Raw genomic sequence first — 19505 nt, forward strand, 5'->3', positions numbered from 1 at the left:
ACAAATATACTAATAACCCCCTAGGGGGTTCGCGCCAAATTTTGGCGCGTTTTTTCTTTCAATTAACTTTCAATTAACTTTCTATTTAATCCCATTATCCAGCTAGTAATTGTTCCAACAGCTCACTTGCACTTAAGAAGCCCAATAGTTTCCTTGGACGATTATTAATAGCAGCTACATATCGTTGAAGCTCTTCTTCTGTTAACGAATTAAACGATTGTCCTTTTGGTAAAAACTCTCGCATCAATCCATTAAAATGTTCATTTGTGCCTCTTTCGTGAGAAGAATAAGGATGTGCATAAAATACATCTTCTACACATTTTAATTCTCCTAATTTAGAAAATTCTGCACCATTATCAGCTGTAATGGTTTTAAAGTCCAAATTTGAAAATTCTTTAACGACTTTATTGATTTCATGATTTACAAGATTTACAGACTTAAACGGTAACTTTCTAGCAATTGCAAATCTACTTACTCTTTCAACAATCGTAAGTAAAACTGCTTCGTTAATAAACTTCTTTCCAATCATCAAATCAATTTCCCAATGACCAAATTCTGTTCGATCTTGAATAATTTTAGGACGTTCATCAATGGATTTACCAGCTAAACGTTTATGAGTTGATGGACGTTTTTTTCTTCTTTGTTTCATTCTAGTAGCACGTGGGAGATCGATTGGTTTAACTTCTAATAACCCCTGATGAATATAGTTATAAAGAGTTTTAGTACTTAGAATCACTTCTTCTTCACATTCTTTCTCATATCTTTTTACAAATGATTCAACACTATGGATACGAACTTCTTCCTTCATTTCTTTTGTAAAATTTGTTAAAAATCGTTTAGAAGTCTTTTTTAGCTTTAGGTAATAGGAATTTTTTCGTTTGTTTTTATAATCTTCTTGACCTGTTTCAGCGAAATATTCCTTATAATAAATAAGCTTTTCGTTTTTGATTTTCATTTGTGTAACAGTTCCACGTTTTAATTCACGACTAATCGTAGAACGATTTCTACCCATTAATCTTGCGATTTCTGATTGAGATTTTCCTTGTTTATGAAGTGCTTCGATTTTTCCTCTTTCGATGGCTGAAAGATGATTGTAAGATGATTTTGTGGTACTATTTTCTTTAGACATAACTATCACTCCTATGCTTTGTTTTGGTCGACTTAAGTATATCAGATAGTTATGTCTTTTTGTTGCACTTCATTTTACAATTCAGCTGAGGAAAAATATATCGAAAAAGTTGCAAAATAGCTTGCATTTCACAAGAATTCTTGCTAGAATATCAAAGTGCATTTGTGTGCACTGGAACAAAACGTGGGAGGAGAAATCTTCATCTCCATTTAAACCACGCGCGAAACAATCAAGGAGGTAATGTCTCGTGGCTAAAAAAGTTGTAAAACTAGTTAAATTACAAATTCCTGCAGGTAAAGCTACACCAGCTCCACCAGTAGGTCCAGCTTTAGGTCAAGCACAAGTTAACATCATGGGCTTCTGTAAAGAGTTCAACGCTCGTACAGCAGATCAAGCTGGTTTAATCATTCCGGTAGTGATTTCAGTATATGAAGACCGTTCATTCGACTTCATCTGTAAAACACCACCAGCAGCAGTATTATTAAAGAAAGCTGCTAAAGTAGAAAAAGGTTCAGGCGAACCAAATAAGAAAAAAGTTGCTACTGTAACTCGTGATCAAGTTAGAGAAATTGCTGAATTAAAAGCACCTGACTTAAATGCAGCAGATGTTGAAGCTGCAATGCGCATGGTCGAAGGTACAGCCCGTTCAATGGGATTTGTAGTAGAAGGCTAACAAACATGCAGCTTCCAAAAGTCCCTAACACGAGTGTTTCACTCATGGACTTTGTGGGAGGTAGAACCGTTAAAACCACACAATAGGAGGAAATTATACAATGGCAAAGAAAAGCAAAAAATATTTAGAAGCCGCTAAAAAAATCGATTCTTCAAAAGCTTACTCAGTTCAAGAAGCAATCGCATTAGCAAAAGAAACAGACTTCGCTAAATTTGATGCATCTGTAGAAGTTGCATATCGTTTAGGATTAGATCCAAAGAAAGCTGACCAACAATTACGTGGAGCAGTAGTTCTTCCAAACGGAACTGGTAAAACTCAACGTGTATTAGTATTCGCAAAAGGTGAAAAAGCTAAAGAAGCTGAAGCAGCTGGCGCAGACTACGTTGGTGATAGCGAATTAGCTCAAAAAATTCAAGGTGGATGGTTTGAGTTTGACGTTATCGTAGCAACACCTGACATGATGGGTGAAGTTGGTCGTTTAGGTCGTGTATTAGGACCTAAAGGTTTAATGCCAAACCCTAAAACAGGTACTGTTACAATGGATGTAACTAAAGCTGTTGAAGAAATCAAAGCTGGTAAAGTAACTTACCGTATTGATAAAGCTGGTAACATCCACGTTCCAATCGGTAAAGTTTCATTCGAAAACGAAAAATTAGTAGAAAACTTCAAAACAATTCACGAAACATTATTACGTATCAAACCTGCTACAGCTAAAGGTCAATACGTACGTAACGTTTCTGTAACTACTACTTTTGGCCCTGGGGTTAAAGTAGACGTAGCTTCTCTATAATTTAAAAATGATTAAAAAACCAAGCCTCGTGCTTGGTTTTTTTCTTTAGTTTTTTATTTTTGACAATCATATTTTCTAAGAGTAAAATAACCCTATTGTTTATTTCGAGGTATCAAATACCTTATGTATGTTTAAGGAGTTATTTATGTTTTCAACATTAAAAAAATGGTTTATTGGAAGTCCTCTCCAATCGAATTCAGAAAGTGAAGAAGGATTACTTGGGAAAACCCAAGCATTAGCAATGCTTTCTAGTGATGCGTTATCTTCTATTGCATATGGTCCAGAGCAAGTAGTACTTGTTTTAATGACGGCTTCGGCAGGAGCTATTTGGTGGTCTTTACCAATTGGGGTAGTCGTTTTAATTTTATTAGCAAGTTTGACAATATCTTATCGTCAAGTGATTCATGCCTATCCACAAGGTGGTGGTGCTTACTTAGTAACATCTGAGAATTTGTCTTCAAATGCAGGTTTAATTGCTGGTGGTAGTTTGCTAATTGATTATATGTTAACGGTGGCTGTATCTGTAGCTTCAGGTGCAGATGCGATTACTTCAGCGGTGCCAAGTTTACAACCATATAATTTACATATATCCATTTTGTTAGTACTTGCTTTAATGATGATGAATTTAAGAGGACTTCGTGAGTCTGCGACTGCTTTGATGGTTCCTGTATATCTTTTTATTGTGAGTACACTTCTTTTGTTAGGATATGGATTTACTCAAATTTTAACTGGGCAATTAGTTTATAATGCTACGGCTCATGTAGGGCAAACTATTTCTGGTGTAACTGTAATTTTGTTATTACGTGCTTTTACTAGTGGATCTGCTTCGCTTACGGGGGTTGAGGCTATTTCCAATGCAGTACCATTTTTTAAATCACCAAAAGCGAAAAATGCAGCAACAACTCTTGTTATTATGACTATTATTTTAGGGATTATGTTTGCTGGCATTACTTTTCTAAATTATTGGTTGGGTCTTGTTCCAGAGAATGGAATTACAACTCTAGCTCAAATGGCGCATGCTATTTTAGGAGATTCTACGTTAGGTCAAGGGTTATTCTATATTTTCCAATTGTCGACAGCGTTAATTTTAGCAGTTGCAGCAAATACAGGTTTTTCTGCATTTCCAATGTTAACGTTTAATATGGCTAAGAAAAAATATATGCCTCATATGTATATGGAAAAAGGGGATCGTTTAGGTTATTCGAATGGAATTATTACTCTTGCAACAGGTGCAGTTGTATTATTATTAATTTTTGACGCTAATACAGAAAGTTTAATTCCACTATATACGATTGGTGTATTTATTCCTTTTGCTTTATCGCAAACTGGAATGGTCATTTATTGGAGAAAATTATATGGAAAGAACTTTTTACGACACTCAATTGCAAATATTTTAGGTGCAATTATTTGTTATGGAATTGTTGGAATCCTATTGCTGTTTAGAATTAGTGAAATATGGCCATTCTTCCCAATTATTGCTATTTTGATGTGGATGTTCTTAAGAATAAAAAATCACTATGATAAAGTGGCTGCACAATTACGCATTTCAACAGATATTGTTAAGAAGACGTATAGTGGGAATGTAGTTGTAGTGCTAGTGGGGAATGTTACACAAGTAAGTGTGGGAGCCATTAGTTATGCACATAGTCTTGGTAATGATATTATAGCGATGCATGTATCTACTGAAGAAACGAAAGAAAAGGATGAGGAAGTTGCTCGTGAATTTAAACAGTATTTCCCAGAAATTCGTTTTGAAAATGTAATGACAAACTATCGTGATGTCATTCCACCAACAATTGAATTTGTGGAGAAGATTGCAAGAGAAGCGAAGGAAAGTGGAAAATCAGTAACAGTTATTGTTCCTCAATTTATCCCAAGAAAAAATTGGCAAAATGTATTACATAATCAAATGAGCTTGAAATTAAGATATGCACTTCGTATGCATGAAGATATTGTTATTTCAAGTTATTCATTCCATTTAGTGGAATAATAATGATGTGATTATGTTAATGTGAGTGAAATCTTTTGATGATAAGTTTTAAGACGTTAGGATGTGATAGATTAAATTTATTACATCCTAACGTTTTTGTGTTAAAAGTACTGTTATTTTAAAAATCATATTAACATTTTATGATCCAATACTATAAATCTTCTCGTAAGGAATGTGTCATGCGGTAACTTTTTTCTAGGTTTTGGAAATGACGATCTTCTTCTTTTTGGAGTAAAGCAAGATATAAAATATCAATTAAGAAAAATGAATCGTTTCGGCTTGTGATGGCAGATGAACGAATAGTATTTTCATGTCTTGGAATTTTAAGTTGATAAGTGCTTAAAGCGTCTAATTGCTGATTGCCAATTCCTGTAATGGATAAAGTTGGAATTGATAATTCCTTTGCGATTTTAAAAGCGGTAATAACTTCCTTTGTGTTGGAAGAATAACTAATACCAATAATGAAATCTTGATTTGTTGCACCACTTAGACTTGCAAGTTGAATATGAGAATCTGTATGATAAATAATATTTTTTCCAATTCTACTTAATTTGAAATATAAGTCATTACAAACCATACCTGAAGCTCCGACACCGAACATATAAATTCTTCTCGCAGAATGGATTTGCTGAACAATCTTTTCTAGTAATTCATCGTTGAGGAGCTCTAAAGTCATTTCATAAGAACGTGTAATTGTATGAAATAATTTGGACTGAATCGTTTTAATGGTATCGTGACTATCCAATTGTGCATCTATAGGTTGTGAATTTTGTTGGGCAAGAACTACTTTGAAGCGGGAATAGGATGTGTATCCAACTTTTTTAATATATTTACTAATTGATGAAGAAGAAACGCCAATAAGGTTTGCTAAGTCGTGAATACTCGAAGATAGAACAGTAGAAATATTTTGTTCGATATAGCTAGCGATTTTTTTATCGGTTTCTGTTAAAAAGTCTTTCATCGTGTTTGACCTCTCTTTTTGGAAATTTTATTTCTAAATTTATTATACTATATTGAAATAAAAATTACAAAAGTGTATAATGAAATCAGATAAAGCGATTACAAGTCATCTGAGAAAGAAATAGGGATGGAGGTGAAATTATGGAAAATATTTCAAAATTAATGACGGAACAATCAAATGTAAGAAGCAATAATATAGAAACACAATCTGTAAAAGATATTTTAATATATATGAATGATGAAAATCAGATGATTACAAACGCTATCGAAAAATGTATTCCTTCTATCGAGCAAGTAACAAACGCAGTTATTGAAAGCTTCGAGAGAGGTGGGCGACTCATCTATATCGGAGCGGGTACTTCAGGAAGATTAGGAGTATTAGATGCAAGTGAGTGCCCACCAACGTTTGGAGTTTCTCCAGAAATGGTTGTTGGGTTAATTGCTGGTGGAGATACAGCGTTGAGAAATGCTATTGAAGGAGCAGAAGATGATGAAACTTTAGCTCAAAAGCAATTAGAAGCAATTCATCTTTCAGCAGAAGATGTTGTAATTGGAATTAGTGCAAGTGGTAGAACGCCTTATGTTGTTTCTGGATTAATTTATGCCAGTCAAAAAGGTTGTTTTACGGGAGCAATTTCTAATTCTCCTCAATCGAAAATTAGCGAAGTTGCTACAGTAGGGATTGAAGCTACTACTGGTCCAGAAGTTGTGACAGGATCAACGAGAATGAAGGCAGGTACTGCTCAAAAAATGATACTAAATATGATTACAACAACAGCAATGATTCGTATTGGTAAAATTTTTAAAGGGTATATGGTTGATGTTCAGCCAACAAATCAGAAATTAAAACAACGAGCAGCTACGATTTTGGAAAAAGTAACAGGAATTGAAAAAGAAGAAGCTGTTCTGAAATTAGAATCAACTGATTATGATTTGAAAGTGGCGATATTATCGCAATTACACGGTATTACGATTGAAGAATCCATAGACTTATTAAAAGAAAATCATATGAATATTGTAAAAGCGATGAAAAAATAAGGGGGTTATATTATGGAACCGAGAAAAACAGCAGAAGCAATTTTAAGTAGTGTGGGGAATAAGGAAAATGTTTATAGCAATTTTACTTGTATGACACGCCTTCGTTTAATGGTGTCAGATACATCAAAAATTGATGTAGCCTCATTGAGAAATATCGAAGGAGTTTTAGGTGTAGTAGAAAGAAATGAAGGTGTACAAATTGTTTTAGGACCTGGTAAGGTTACAGAAGTGGGAAGAGAATTTGCTGAGTTGACAGGTATTGCTTTAGGAAGTGTGGATGAAGTAAATGCTGAAGATTTAGCGAAAAAGAATAAAAAAGAAAATAAAGAAGCTCACAACGGTCCAGTACAAAGATTTTTAGAACATATTGCTAATATTTTTGTTCCGCTATTACCAGGGATTATTGCAGCAGGTTTAATTAACGGGATTTCAAATGTCATTAATGTAACAACTGGAAATGCTTATAACTTTGAATGGTGGTATCAAGCAATTCGTACAATGGGTTGGGGACTATTTGGTTTCTTACCTTTATATGTTGGGTACAATGCTGCAAAAGAATTTAAAGGAACTCCTATTTTAGGGGCGATTGCAGGCTCCATGTCATTAGGTATTTCTACAATGCCATTGTTATTAAAAACTGACACACAAAATGTTGTATTGCCATTTACTGGGAAACCATTTAACCCAGGTGCTGGAGGTTTGTTAGCAGCTTTAATGATGGGGATTGTAGTAGCTTATTTAGAAAGATGTATTGATAAGAAAATGCCTCAAATGTTAAGAACTTTTTTAACACCATTATGTACTTTAATTATTGGAGCATTTATTTCAATCTTATTGATTCAACCTGCTGGTGCAGCTTTAACACAAGGAATTTATACAGTATTAAATTTTGTTTATGAACAATTAGGCGTTGTAGGTGGATATATTTTAGCGGCAGGATTCTTACCAATTGTATCTGTTGGATTACACCAAGCGTTAACACCAATTCATGTACTATTAAATGATCCAAATGGACCAAGTGCCGGAATTAACTACTTATTACCAATCTTAATGATGGCTGGTGGCGGTCAAGTCGGAGCAGGTTTAGCATTATATTTGAAGACAAATAATAAAAAATTAAAACAATTAACAAGAGATTCATTACCTGTAGGTGTCTTAGGAATTGGCGAACCAATGATGTATGCTGTAACTCTTCCTTTAGGAAAACCATTTATCACAGCTTGTTTAGGTTCTGGTTTAGGCGGAGTTTTAGCTGTATTATTCCATTTAGGAACAGTATCTCAAGGAGTATCTGGATTATTTGGAGCATTAATTATGGTTCCTGGAACACAAGTTCAATTCTTAATTGCAATGGTAGGAGCTTATGTAGGAGGATTCATCATCACTTGGTTATTTGGAGTAGATGAAGAAAGAATTAATGAAGTGTATGGAAAATAATCGAAATAAAATTTCATTTGGACGTTCGATTTATCCTAATTTAGATAGAGAAGTTTTAATAGATATTTTAGAGGAGATGAAAGCTGCGTGTCAGTGCGTAGCTTTTACTTCTTTTCAATTACAAGAATTTCCTATGCAAATTGAACAAATGATGGAATTTATAGAGTTAACAGTATCTTATGGGGTAAATGTCATTCCGGATATTGCTCATAAAGATTTAACAAAAGAAAATATTTTAGCGTTAAAAAAATCGGGATTAAAATACCTTCGCTTGGATGAATTTGGAGATGAATCTCTTGTTGAGAGGTGCGGTCAGGCTTTTCAATTAGTGGTTAATGCTTCAACTTTCAAAAAAGAAGAAATAATTGTTTTACAAAAATTAGGACTAAACACTCAAATAATTGCATGTCATAATTATTATCCAAAAGAATATACAGGAATTTCTATTAAAAAGCTAGAGAAGATGAATGCGTATCTGAAAAGTTTAGGAGCTGAAATTTTAGCATTTATTCCTGGAGATGAACCGTATAGAGGACCAATTCATCAAGGGCTACCTACTGTAGAAGAACATCGAAAATGTGATAAGCGTTTAGCAATTTGCGAATTAATGAATGCTAATACGGATATGATTATAGTTGGAGATCCTTATGTAAATGAAGAAACACAAAAAATCTTATCGGATTTTCAAAAAGGATTTGTGATATTAGAGGCAGTTGTTCCTGAGGCGTTAGAAGGAAAGCTTCTTTATGATAGACCGGATGCTAGTGATTATGTTTTTCGAGTACTTGGGACAAGAGGGATGGAATTATTAGCAGGCGAAGTTTCTGTAAGCAATAGACGTGTTGGAGAAATTAATCAAGCAAATGAGGGTTATGGACGATATCAAGGAGAAGTGGAAATAACAAAACAAGTTTTACCCCTAGATGAACGACAAAATGTAGTGGGATATATTTTAGAAAAAGATACTTTCTTACTGTCGAAATTGCCAGAGGGCTATGGAATTGTATTATCAAAAGTTTGAAATGAATCAGTTTAGACTAGTAATAGTTTAAGCTGATTTTTTTATAGAAAGGACTTTTCAAATTGTAGCATTAGGACGCTAGCAGCCTCGCAAGAGAGTCTCATAGCTAAACTTTGAGCCTAAGGTCTCAAAGTTTCCTGTGCTAGAATCTGTTGTGACAGATTCTAGCGCTCATTCTACGTGAAAAGTCCTTTCTATTTTTTGGATTTGAGGGGGAGAACGTTTAAAAATGGGACTTCTTGAAATAGTAGCTGAAGACGGCAGCAGCCTCGCTAGGCGAGTCTTGTGCTACTATGGGAACTTTCCCCCATGCATTCTCATTGCCAATAAAGAACGTACATGTATATAATGACAATGCGAAATAGTGTGAAAGAAGGTGTGGAGATGTTTCGAGATGCGACGGGTATGGCGCAAGCGGTTCGGGATAAGCAAGTGAGTCCGTTGGAATTAGTGCTAGAAACGATTGAAAAAGCGGAACGATTGAATCCGAAATTAAATGCGATTGTTTCAAAACGTTATGAAGAAGCGATAGAAGAAGCGAAGCAGTTTCAAGTGGGTAATCAACCTTTTGCAGGAATTCCTTTGTTTTTAAAAGACTTAGGGCAAGAGAAGAAAGGAACACCTTGTACTTATGGTTCTCGTTTGTTTAAAGATTATATTTGTCAGGAGACAAGTCATTTTGTAAAACGTCTAGAAGAATTAGGTTTTATTATATTAGGAAGAACAAATACGCCTGAGTTTGGTTATAAAATGGTGAGTGATGCTCAGTTGCATGGCCCTGTTCGTCATTTTTTAGATGAAAGCATTAATGCAGGTGGTTCTAGTGGAGGTGCTGCTGTAATTGTTTCTGCAGGGGTCTCGCCTTTAGCTGCTGCAAGTGATGGAGGAGGTTCGATTCGTGTGCCTGCTAGTCATAATGGATTGATTGGGTTGAAGCCGACTCGTGGTCGTGTTCCGGTGGGACCTGGTTCTTATCGTGGTTGGAATGGAGCTACCGTTCAATTTGCTTTAACAAAAACGGTGAGAGATACTCGGAATTTGTTGTGGCATTTGCAAACGTGTCAATTAGAAAGTCCATTTCCATTGCCTTTATTACAAAAAGAACATTTATTTTCCACTAAATTTAATCATCCGTTGAAAGTGGGGATGTTATTAAAGCACCCGATTGGTGGAAAAGTTTCTAGTGAAGTGGAACAAGTTGTTCGTCAAATAGCAAAGAAATTTGAATTAGATGGACATGAAGTGAGTGAAATAACAGAAGACCCGATTAATGGAGTTGAACTTCAGAAAGGATTTTATCTCATTAGTGGTGCAGAGACTGTTGTGATGTTTCAAAAAATGGAGAAACAATTGCAACGTCAAATGACTCGTTTCGATATGGAATTAATGACATGGGTCATGTATCAAAGTGGCTTAATGGTGACGGGTGCGGATTATGCACGAGTTGCGGGTGATTGGGATCGTTATGCGGAAGCAATGATGCAACTTCATGATACGTATGATGTGTTGTTGTTACCGACAGTTGCGAATAAGGCACCGAAACAAGATGCGTATTCTTTAGATACTGCCTTAATCAAGAAGATGGGGCATATTCATGAATTATCACACGAAGAACGTCAAGAAGTTGTGTGGAAGATGTTTGAGTCGAGTGTGGAAGATACTCCGTTTACACAGCGTATGAATATTACAGGTCAACCAGCGATTAGTCTTCCGGTTGGTCATTCACGGGAAGGTATGCCAATTGGAGTGCAATTAGTAGCGGCAAAAGGCAGGGAAGATCTATTGCTAGCAATTGCTGAGCAGTGGGAAGAAGACGAGTTATGGAAGTTTTAATAATTTTTAAAAAATTTCCAGCATATAGCCAGAAAAGTGATACAATAGAAGTATGTATGGTTAAGGTAGGTGTTTAAAAATGAAAACAATAGACGCATTGTTTGAACCTTTTACTTTGAAGGAGAATATTGTATTAGACAATCGCTTCGTATTATCTCCAATGGTGACAAATTCTTCAACAGAAGAAGGGTATATTACACAAGATGATTTATTGTATGCAAAGAGACGTGCAGCTTCTGCAGCTTTACAAATTACAGGGGCAGCGTACGTCAATAAACAAGGGCAACTATTTGAATTTGGATTTAGTGCAATGGATGAGGCAGCTGCTCCAGGATTAAAGAAATTAGCTCAGGAAATGAAATCTCAAGGAGCAACGGCTATTTTACAATTAACCCATGCAGGACGTTTTGCTAGTCATGCACTAAATCGAGATAAAATAGTTGTGGGGCCTAGTGCGATGAAATTACAATCGCCATTTCCACATGAAGTGCATGAGATGACGATTGAAGAGATTCATCAAGTGATTGAAGATTATCGTCGTGCCACTAAAATTGCGATTGAAGCAGGATTTGATGGAGTAGAAATTTCTTCTGCTCAACGATTGTTAATTCAAACATTTTTCTCTACTTTTTCAAATGAACGAACAGATGAATATGGTTCACAATCTTTAGAGAATCGTTCCCGTATTGGGATTGAAGTGTTGAAAGTTGTTCAAGAAACCATTGAGCAATATGCTGGGAAACAGTTTATATTAGGTTTTAGAGCAACTCCTGAAGAAACTAGAGGGAATCAAATTGGCTATAGTATCGATGAGTTTTTAGAATTTTTCCATCAGGCTCTAACCATTGCTTCGATTGATTATTTAGCGATTGCGAGTTGGGGGCATGATGTATTTCGAAATAAAATTCGTGCAAAAGGTCCTCATCAAGGCGAACTAGTGAATGCTGTGATTTATAAAGCGTTAAAAGGAAAAGTAGCGGTGATTGCTTCAGGTGGTATTAATAGTCAAGAAAAAGCATTAGAAGCGTTAGAATATGCCGACCTTGTTGGCTTATCAACTCCATTTATTACAGATCCTGAATTTGCTAAAAAAATTAAAGAAGGTAAATCAGAAGAAATTCAATTATCGATTAAACCGGAGAATTTAGAAGAATTAGCCATTCCACAAGCGGCGTTTAAAGATATTGTGCCATTAATGGATTTTGGAGAGTCGCTTCATAAAGATGCTAGAGATTTCTTTAGAAGTTTAGAAGTAAACTATAAGGAGAGAGCTATCGATGAAAATTAGTGTACTGGATTATGGAGTAGTTGATTTTGGAAAGACAAATGAAGAAGCCATTCAAGAGACGATTCAACTAGCTAAAATTGCAGAAGAATTAGGCTATGAACGTTTTTGGGTAGCAGAACACCATGAAGTAAATGCTCTATCGATTAGTGCACCTGAAGTAGTGATTTCAGCGATTGCTTCTCAAACAAAGAACATTCATATTGGTTCAGGTGGCATTATGGGCTTGCATTACGCTCCTTATAAGGTAGCAGAAGTGATGAGTTCATTAGAAGTGTTATTTCCAGGAAGAATCGATATTGGACTAGGAAATTCAATTGGAACAAAATCTGTTTCAACGGCTTTGAAAAGTCATTATACGAAACCTCAGTTTGGTAAATGGGTAGAGAGTTTACAAGAAATAATCCAATCTAATGCTGCGGTTCCTTATACAAAGAGGGTCCCAGAACAATTTTTATTAGGAATGGGTGGAGAATCTATTCATATTGCTGCGAAGAATGGATTAGGATTTGTTTATGGAATTTTCCCATATATTCCACAAGAGCCTCTTGAGCTGGCAAAAGAATTATCGACGTCTTATCGTAAAGAGTTTCAATCGGTCAATGGGGCGTCTCCTCGCTTTATTTTAGCGGTTTTTGTAGTCGTTGCAGATACTGAAGAAAAAGCGGAAGAGATGGCTCAAGCATTAGATTTATGGATGTTAGGAAAACAAGATTTTAGTGAATTTGAAACATTCCCAACTAAAAAGGATGTTGAAACAAGAGAAGTAACTCCAGCAGAAAGAAAAACAATCGAAGACAATCGTCAACGGCTAATTGTTGGAGATTCACGGGCGGTAAAAGCGCAATTGGATGCATTATGCCAAGTTTGTAATCTGGATGAATTATTAATGATTCCACTAGTTGGAGGATTTGAAAATCGGAAACGTGCGTTAGAATTATTCGCACAAATGTATCAGTAGAAAGGACGAATAAAATGAGAAAATTTGCAAATTTTTTATGGATTGATAAAGAAGGAGACCGTTATACGATTCGTATGACACCAGAATTGCAAGATGATGTGGGTACAATTGGTTTTGTTCAATTTAGCCAAGATGAAGTGTTAGAAGCTGAAGAAGAAATTGTTAGTATTGAAGCTTCAAAAACAGTGATGTCTATTGTGACTCCAATTGGAGGAAAAGTAGTGGCATATAATAAAGCTGCAGTAGATGAACCAACATTATTAAACTCTGAAAAACCAGAAGAACATTGGTTAGTCGTATTAACAGATGTTGATGAATCGCAATTTATGGCATTAGAAGATGAATAAAGACACACAAGTTAATCGATTACAGCAAATGATTGATTTTTTGATGGAGGAAAAAGGCGAAGTTATTCCAGATTTCTTTGGGAAATCAGAAAAAGAATTAGAAGAAATTTGGCGTGGGTTGGTCAATATTCGACCTGCTAGTCCAGCGGATATCCGTTATTTAGAATTGGAAGAGGCTTATTTAAAGCAATACCATACGGGGACAATTGTTGGATTGGAAAGTTGCCAAGATACCAATGAAGAGAGAGTAAAATTATATCATGGGGACTTATGTCATTTAGAAGTGGATGCAATTGTAAATGCAGCGAATAGTGATTTGTTAGGATGTTTTATTCCAAATCATCGTTGTATTGATAATGCAATTCATACGTTTGCAGGAGTCAAGTTAAGAGAATGTTGTCATCAAATCCAACTTGTTCAAGGAAAAAAAGAACCGGTAGGATCTGTGAAGGTGACACTAAGTTTTCATTTGCCGTGTGAGTATGTATTTCATACAGTGGGTCCTTTTATTCCACCTGGAAAACCAGTTACGACTATTCGAAAACAATTATTAGAGAAATGTTATATCAGTTGCTTGAAGAAAGCAGAAGAAATGAAGTTAGAAAGTCTTGCTTTTTGTGGGATTTCAACGGGTCAATTTGGGTTTCCGGTAGAAGAGGCTGCTTCAATTGCAGTTTCGATTGTAAAAGACTGGTCTAAGCAACATGCTTTTCCAGAAACGATTATTTTATCGACTTTTACAAAGGAAGAACAAATGGCCTATGGGAAATTATTACAATCATAAAATAGAAGGGAGGAGAAACAGTGGAGTGGATTACACCGATACAAGAGATGGAAAGTCAAGCGCAACAATTAAAAAGTTTATTTGAAGAAGCAGATGCAATTGTTGTAGGAATTGGTGCAGGAATGTCTGCTGCGGATGGGTTCACTTATATTGGGGAACGTTTTGAGTCAGCTTTTCCAGATTTTATTGAAAAGTATCAATTATTAGATATGTTGCAAGCAAGTTTATTTCAATTTGCAAGTTGGGAAGAGTACTGGTCTTTCCAAAGTCGTTTTATTGCATTGAACTATTTAGACCAACCAGTGGGAGCAGCTTATGTAGATTTGAAAGAAATGCTTGAAACAAAACCGTATCATATTATTACAACGAATGCAGATAATGCCTTTGAAGTAGCAGGATTTGATATGGAGAAAGTATTTCATATTCAAGGAGAATACGGACTATTACAATGTAGCCAACATTGTCATCCGCAAACTTATCGAAAAGATGAGCTAATTCGGGAAATGATTGCTCAACAAAAAGATATGAAAGTCCCGTATGAATTAATTCCGTTTTGTCCAGAATGTGGTGCGCCATTAGAGATTAATAAGCGTAATGCGGAAAAAGGAATGGTTGAATCTGCAGATTTCTTTGCGCAAAAAGCACGTTATGATGCCTTTTTAAAGCGATATGAAACAGGAAAAGTTGTTTATTTAGAAATTGGGATTGGATTTACAACACCACAATTTATTAAAACGCCATTCCAAAAGAAAGTTACAGAAAATCCAAATGCAGTTTATGTAAGTATGAATCATAAACATTATCGAGTGCCTTTAGCCATTCGAAATCGCACCTTACTATTATCAGAAAATATTGCAACATTAATACACAAAACACATCAATTATTAAAGGAAGAAGGAAAGCTTTATGTATTTGATTGAACCAATTAGAAATGGAAAGTATGTTACGGACGGAGCAGTAGCTCTTGCAATGCAAGTATATGTGCAACAAAATGTATTTTTAGATGATGATATTTTATTCCCTTATTACTGTGATCCAAAAGTGGAAATAGGTAAATTCCAAAATACAGTTGCAGAAGTGAATGAACAATATTTAAAAGAACATCATATTCAAGTCGTTAGAAGAGATACGGGTGGTGGTGCCGTATATGTAGATTCAGGTGCTGTGAATGTTTGTTATTTAATTCAAGATAATGGAGTGTTTGGAGATTTCAAGAGAACATATGCTCCGGCGATTCAAGCGCTGCATGAGTTAGGGGCAACTGGAGTGGAACAAACTGGTAGAAATGACTTAACGATTGATGGGAAGAAAGTTTCTGGAGCTGCAATGACGATTAGTAATGGACGTGTTTATGGAGGATATTCTTTACTATTAGATGTTGATTATGATGCAATGGAAAAAGTTTTAAATCCAAATAAAAAGAAACTACAATCAAAAGGAATTCAATCTACAAGAGCAAGAGTAGGTTCAATTCGTCCGCATTTAGCACCAGAATATCAAGAAATTACCATTGATGAGTTTAAAAACTTAATGACTTGTAAGTTATTAGGAATTAATTCGATTGATGAAGCTAAACGTTATGTATTAACGGAAGAAGACTGGAAAGCTATTGATGATCTGACGACTAAAAAGTATAAAAATTGGGACTGGAATTATGGAGAATCTCCACAATATAGCGACTACCGTGATGGAAGATTTGCAGCAGGAACGATTCAAGTATACTTAGAAGTAGAACAAGGAAGAATTACAAAATGTAGTATTCGTGGAGATTTCTTCTCTAAACGAGAAATTCAAGATGTAGAAACTCAATTGATTGGCGTTCGTATGGTAGAAGAAGATATTAAAGCTGTGCTGGATACATTTGAGTTAACAGAATATTTTGGAGCTGTGACTTCTGAAGAACTTACAAAACTAATTTTAGGAGAGTAAGCAAAAAATATTCAAAAATGCAAAAAAATAGTTGACAAGGACTTTTTGTTCCTGTAAACTATTTCCTAGTTGAATGCGACCGAAGACAGTAGGAGGCGTAGCCTTAATATCCTACCGAGGGAGAACAAGTTGATCTTATTTCTCTATGTCTTTGTGGGCATAGAGATTTTTTTATGCCCTACCTAAAATTCAGGAGGTGAAACACGAAGATGAGTGAAGCAATTATTGCTAAAAAAGCGCAACAAGTTTCTGAAGTTGCTGAACAATTCAAAAACGCAACATCTGTTGTAGTTGTGGATTATTTAGGAATTACAGTAGAACAAGCAACAAACTTACGTACAGAATTACGTAACGCAGGTGTACAATTTGCAGTTGTAAAAAACAGCATCTTATCACGTGCAGCTAAAGAAGCTGGTTTAGAAGGAATGGATGACATTTTCAAAGGACCATCAGCTGTAGCTTTCAGTAACGATGACGTAGTAGCTCCTGCTAAAATCTTAGCTGACTTTGCTAAAAAAGTTGAAGCTTTAGAAATTAAAGCAGGTGTAATCGAAGGTAAAGTTTCTTCTAAAGAAGAAATCGAAGCTCTTGCAAAATTACCAAACCGCGAAGGCTTACTATCAATGCTATTATCAGTATTACAAGCACCAGTTCGCAACACTGCATTGGCATTCAAAGCCGTTGCAGATCAAAAAGATGGCGCAGCTGCTTAAAGCTAGCTAGCTAATCAAAAAATAATAAAAAATAATGAACCAAAATGGAGGAATTTTAAAATGGCATTAAACATTGAACAAATCATTGCTGACATTAAAGAAGCAACTGTATTAGAATTAAACGACTTAGTAAAAGCAATCGAAGAAGAATTTGGCGTAACAGCAGCAGCTCCTGTAGCTGTAGTAGCTGGTGGCGCTGGTGAAGCTGCTGAAGAAAAATCAGACTTCGATGTAGAATTAACATCTGCAGGCGACAACAAAATTAAAGTAATTAAAGTTGTTCGTGAAGCTACTGGTTTAGGATTAAAAGAAGCTAAAGCTTTAGTTGATGGCGCACCTGGAATCTTAAAAGAAGGCGTTGCTAAAGAAGAAGCAGAAGCATTAAAAGCTCAATTAGAAGAAGTTGGAGCTTCTGTAACATTAAAATAATTTTTAATGACTATTTAGAGGTCGGACGAGTATGTCCGACCTTTTTTGTATTTAAAAATGTATAATCGAAGATTTATAATTGTAAAACGTTCGTATTTGAATAATTAATTCATGAAAAACTATTGATTTTATAAAGCTATAGTATTAAAATACAGATATTCCGAATGAACAGCGTATAAAATGTATGGTTTTGAATTCTGTTTATTTGGGATAAGGGATTGTGAGGAAGTAAGAAAACTATTTTGATTATAGGAGGACTTATGAAATTACTAGAAGAACGTATTTTAAAAGATGGTCATGTTTTAGGTGAAAATATCCTTAAAGTGGATTCGTTTTTAACACACCAAGTAGATCTTCGTCTAATGCATGAAATTGGTGAAGTTTTTGCAGAAAAATTTGCCAATGCGGGAATTACAAAAGTTGTGACAATTGAAGCGTCAGGAATTGCTCCGGCGATTTATGTTGCCGATAAATTGAATGTCCCAATGATTTTTGCAAAAAAATCAAAGAACATTACAATGAATGAAGGAGTATTAACTGCTGAAGTTTATTCCTTTACCAAACAAATTAGTAATACAGTTTCAATAGCAGGTAAATATTTATCTTCTGATGATAAAGTTCTGATTATTGATGATTTCTTGGCAAATGGTCAAGCTGCTAAAGGTTTAATTGAAATTATTGAACAATCAGGAGCAAAAGTGGAGGCTGTTGGAATCGTGATTGAAAAATCATTCCAAGATGGTCGTGGATTGATTGAAGAAGCTGGTTATCCAGTATTATCACTTGCTCGAATTGAACGTTTTGAAAATGGTAAAGTAATTTTTAAGGAGGCAGATTTATAATGCAACAACAAAAACACTCGCAAGCAGCACTTTTAGGATTACAACATTTATTAGCAATGTATTCAGGTTCTATTCTTGTTCCTCTAATGATTGCCACAGCTTTAGGGTATTCTAGTGAACAATTAACTTATTTAATTTCTACAGATATTTTTATGTGTGGGGTTGCTACATTATTACAACTTCAATTAAACAAACACTTTGGAGTAGGTCTTCCAATCGTATTAGGGGTAGCGTTCCAATCTGTTGCTCCATTAATTATTATTGGTAAAAGTCATGGTAGTGGTGCCATGTTTGGTGCATTAATTGTTTCAGGGATTTATGTTATTTTAGTTTCAGGTATTTTTTCTAAATTAGCAAACTACTTCCCATCAATCGTAACAGGTTCTGTAATTACTACTATTGGTTTAACATTAATTCCAGTAGCAATTGGTAATATGGGAAATAACTCTCCAGAACCAACTTCTCAAAGCTTATTATTAGCAACTATTACAGTTGTAATTATTCTTTTAATTAACATTTTTACAAAAGGATTTATTAAATCAATTTCTATTTTAATTGGATTAATTGCTGGTACAGCTATTGCAGCTAGCATGGGATTAGTAGACTTTACTCCTGTAAGAGAAGCATCAGTGGTGCATGTTCCATCTTTATTCTATTTTGGAATGCCAACGTTTGAATTTTCTTCTATTGCGATGATGTGTATTATTGCAACAGTTTCAATGGTAGAATCAACTGGTGTTTATATGGCACTTTCAAATATTACAGGTGAAACTATTGATGCAACTCGTCTTCGTAATGGTCTACGTGCAGAAGGGATGGCAGTATTATTAGGAGGAGTATTCAATACATTCCCATATACAGGTTTTTCTCAAAATGTTGGATTAGTAAAAATTTCAGGTGTTAAAAATCGTCTTCCAATTTACTATGCTGCAGCATTTTTAATTGTACTAGGTTTATTACCAAAATTTGGCGCATTAGCTCAAATTATTCCAAGTCCTGTCATTGGTGGTGCAATGGTTGTAATGTTTGGTTTTGTATCTCTTCAAGGAATGCAAGTCTTGTCAACAGTAGATTTTGCGAATAATGAACATAACTTCTTAATTGCAGCAATTTCAATTAGTATGGGTGTTGGTTTTAATAATAGTAACTTATTTATTAGCATGCCAACTGCTTTCCAAATGTTCTTCTCAAATGGGATTGTAGTTGCTAGTGTAATGGCAATTTTCTTAAATACAGTTTTAAATCGTAAGAAAAAAGCATTGAATTAATGAACAAATTATTGAGTGAGGGGATCTTCTAGATCCTCTCTTTTTATTTTAAAATAAAAAAGTTATATAATAATGA

The 19505-nt window shown here is 35.0% G+C and carries 19 protein-coding genes and 1 other annotated feature; of the genes, 17 read left to right on the top strand and 2 right to left on the bottom strand.

Annotation, left to right across the window (positions count from 1 at the left end; translation table 11 throughout):
• Nucleotides 1–94: 94 nt before the first annotated feature.
• Nucleotides 95–1129: an IS30 family transposase gene (locus RWM24_RS03020; RefSeq protein ID WP_314111412.1), complete on the bottom strand. Its 1035-nt coding sequence runs from the start codon at nt 1127–1129 to the stop codon at nt 95–97.
• Nucleotides 1130–1376: 247 nt separating this feature from the next.
• Here RWM24_RS03020 and rplK point away from each other — a divergent pair, with 247 nt between their 5' ends.
• The 3 genes from rplK (at nt 1377) to RWM24_RS03035 (ending at nt 4582) form a co-directional block, all read left to right on the top strand.
• The gene (rplK, locus tag RWM24_RS03025; protein ID WP_005607816.1) at nt 1377–1802 is read left to right on the top strand and encodes a 50S ribosomal protein L11; all 426 of its coding nucleotides are present in this window, start codon (nt 1377–1379) and stop codon (nt 1800–1802) included.
• Between the two features lie 100 nt (nt 1803–1902).
• Complete coding sequence (gene rplA / locus RWM24_RS03030) at nt 1903–2592, top strand: 50S ribosomal protein L1 (RefSeq protein ID WP_314111415.1); 690 nt, start codon at nt 1903–1905, stop codon at nt 2590–2592.
• Nucleotides 2593–2737: 145 nt separating this feature from the next.
• Nucleotides 2738–4582, top strand: coding sequence for an APC family permease (locus RWM24_RS03035; RefSeq protein WP_314111418.1), 1845 nt, complete (start codon nt 2738–2740; stop codon nt 4580–4582).
• Nucleotides 4583–4733: 151 nt separating this feature from the next.
• On the opposite strand, the gene RWM24_RS03040 is transcribed toward RWM24_RS03035, so the two are convergent.
• Nucleotides 4734–5543 carry a MurR/RpiR family transcriptional regulator gene (locus RWM24_RS03040; protein WP_314111421.1) on the bottom strand — a complete coding sequence of 270 codons (810 nt, stop codon included), beginning with the start codon at nt 5541–5543 and terminating at the stop codon, nt 4734–4736.
• Nucleotides 5544–5683: 140 nt separating this feature from the next.
• Here RWM24_RS03040 and murQ point away from each other — a divergent pair, with 140 nt between their 5' ends.
• The 14 genes from murQ to RWM24_RS03110 all read left to right on the top strand — a co-directional run bounded on the left by murQ (nt 5684) and on the right by RWM24_RS03110 (nt 19429).
• A complete protein-coding gene (gene murQ, locus RWM24_RS03045; RefSeq protein ID WP_314111424.1) occupies nt 5684–6580 on the top strand; it encodes an N-acetylmuramic acid 6-phosphate etherase in 897 nt (298 codons plus the stop codon).
• A 12-nt stretch (nt 6581–6592) separates the two neighbouring features.
• Nucleotides 6593–8017: a PTS transporter subunit EIIC gene (locus RWM24_RS03050; RefSeq protein WP_314111426.1), complete on the top strand. Its 1425-nt coding sequence runs from the start codon at nt 6593–6595 to the stop codon at nt 8015–8017.
• Nucleotides 7983–9038, top strand: coding sequence for a MupG family TIM beta-alpha barrel fold protein (locus tag RWM24_RS03055; RefSeq protein ID WP_314111429.1), 1056 nt, complete (start codon nt 7983–7985; stop codon nt 9036–9038). The genes RWM24_RS03050 and RWM24_RS03055 overlap by 35 nt, the downstream gene beginning before the upstream one ends.
• 384 nt (nt 9039–9422) lie before the next feature.
• On the top strand, nt 9423–10871 hold the full coding sequence (locus RWM24_RS03060) for an amidase (protein WP_314111432.1): 1449 nt from the start codon (nt 9423–9425) through the stop codon (nt 10869–10871).
• 79 nt (nt 10872–10950) lie between these two features.
• Nucleotides 10951–12159 (top strand): NADH-dependent flavin oxidoreductase, encoded by a 1209-nt coding sequence (locus RWM24_RS03065; protein WP_314111434.1) that lies wholly within the window; start codon nt 10951–10953, stop codon nt 12157–12159.
• Nucleotides 12149–13117 carry an MsnO8 family LLM class oxidoreductase gene (locus RWM24_RS03070; RefSeq protein WP_314111437.1) on the top strand — a complete coding sequence of 323 codons (969 nt, stop codon included), beginning with the start codon at nt 12149–12151 and terminating at the stop codon, nt 13115–13117. The genes RWM24_RS03065 and RWM24_RS03070 overlap by 11 nt, the downstream gene beginning before the upstream one ends.
• A 14-nt stretch (nt 13118–13131) precedes the next feature.
• The gene (locus RWM24_RS03075) at nt 13132–13464 is read left to right on the top strand and encodes a glycine cleavage system protein H (protein ID WP_314111440.1); all 333 of its coding nucleotides are present in this window, start codon (nt 13132–13134) and stop codon (nt 13462–13464) included.
• A complete protein-coding gene (locus RWM24_RS03080) occupies nt 13457–14248 on the top strand; it encodes a protein-ADP-ribose hydrolase (RefSeq protein WP_314111442.1) in 792 nt (263 codons plus the stop codon). Before RWM24_RS03075 ends, RWM24_RS03080 begins: the two co-directional genes overlap by 8 nt.
• A gap of 47 nt (nt 14249–14295) precedes the next feature.
• Entirely contained in the window at nt 14296–15168 is an 873-nt protein-coding gene (locus RWM24_RS03085) for an NAD-dependent deacetylase (RefSeq protein WP_314111516.1), read from the top strand.
• The gene (locus tag RWM24_RS03090) at nt 15155–16177 is read left to right on the top strand and encodes a lipoate--protein ligase (protein ID WP_314111444.1); all 1023 of its coding nucleotides are present in this window, start codon (nt 15155–15157) and stop codon (nt 16175–16177) included. Before RWM24_RS03085 ends, RWM24_RS03090 begins: the two co-directional genes overlap by 14 nt.
• A gap of 61 nt (nt 16178–16238) precedes the next feature.
• Nucleotides 16239–16358: a sequence feature (ribosomal protein L10 leader region), on the top strand.
• Nucleotides 16359–16386: 28 nt separating this feature from the next.
• The gene (gene rplJ, locus RWM24_RS03095; RefSeq protein WP_006703255.1) at nt 16387–16890 is read left to right on the top strand and encodes a 50S ribosomal protein L10; all 504 of its coding nucleotides are present in this window, start codon (nt 16387–16389) and stop codon (nt 16888–16890) included.
• 60 nt (nt 16891–16950) lie between these two features.
• Nucleotides 16951–17319 (top strand): 50S ribosomal protein L7/L12, encoded by a 369-nt coding sequence (gene rplL / locus RWM24_RS03100; protein ID WP_006703256.1) that lies wholly within the window; start codon nt 16951–16953, stop codon nt 17317–17319.
• A gap of 260 nt (nt 17320–17579) precedes the next feature.
• A complete protein-coding gene (locus tag RWM24_RS03105) occupies nt 17580–18161 on the top strand; it encodes a xanthine phosphoribosyltransferase (protein WP_314111447.1) in 582 nt (193 codons plus the stop codon).
• Nucleotides 18158–19429 carry a nucleobase:cation symporter-2 family protein gene (locus tag RWM24_RS03110; protein ID WP_314111518.1) on the top strand — a complete coding sequence of 424 codons (1272 nt, stop codon included), beginning with the start codon at nt 18158–18160 and terminating at the stop codon, nt 19427–19429. Before RWM24_RS03105 ends, RWM24_RS03110 begins: the two co-directional genes overlap by 4 nt.
• Nucleotides 19430–19505 lie beyond the last annotated feature (76 nt).

Source organism: uncultured Granulicatella sp., assembly GCF_963516875.1.
In the GTDB taxonomy this organism is placed as follows: domain Bacteria; phylum Bacillota; class Bacilli; order Lactobacillales; family Aerococcaceae; genus Granulicatella.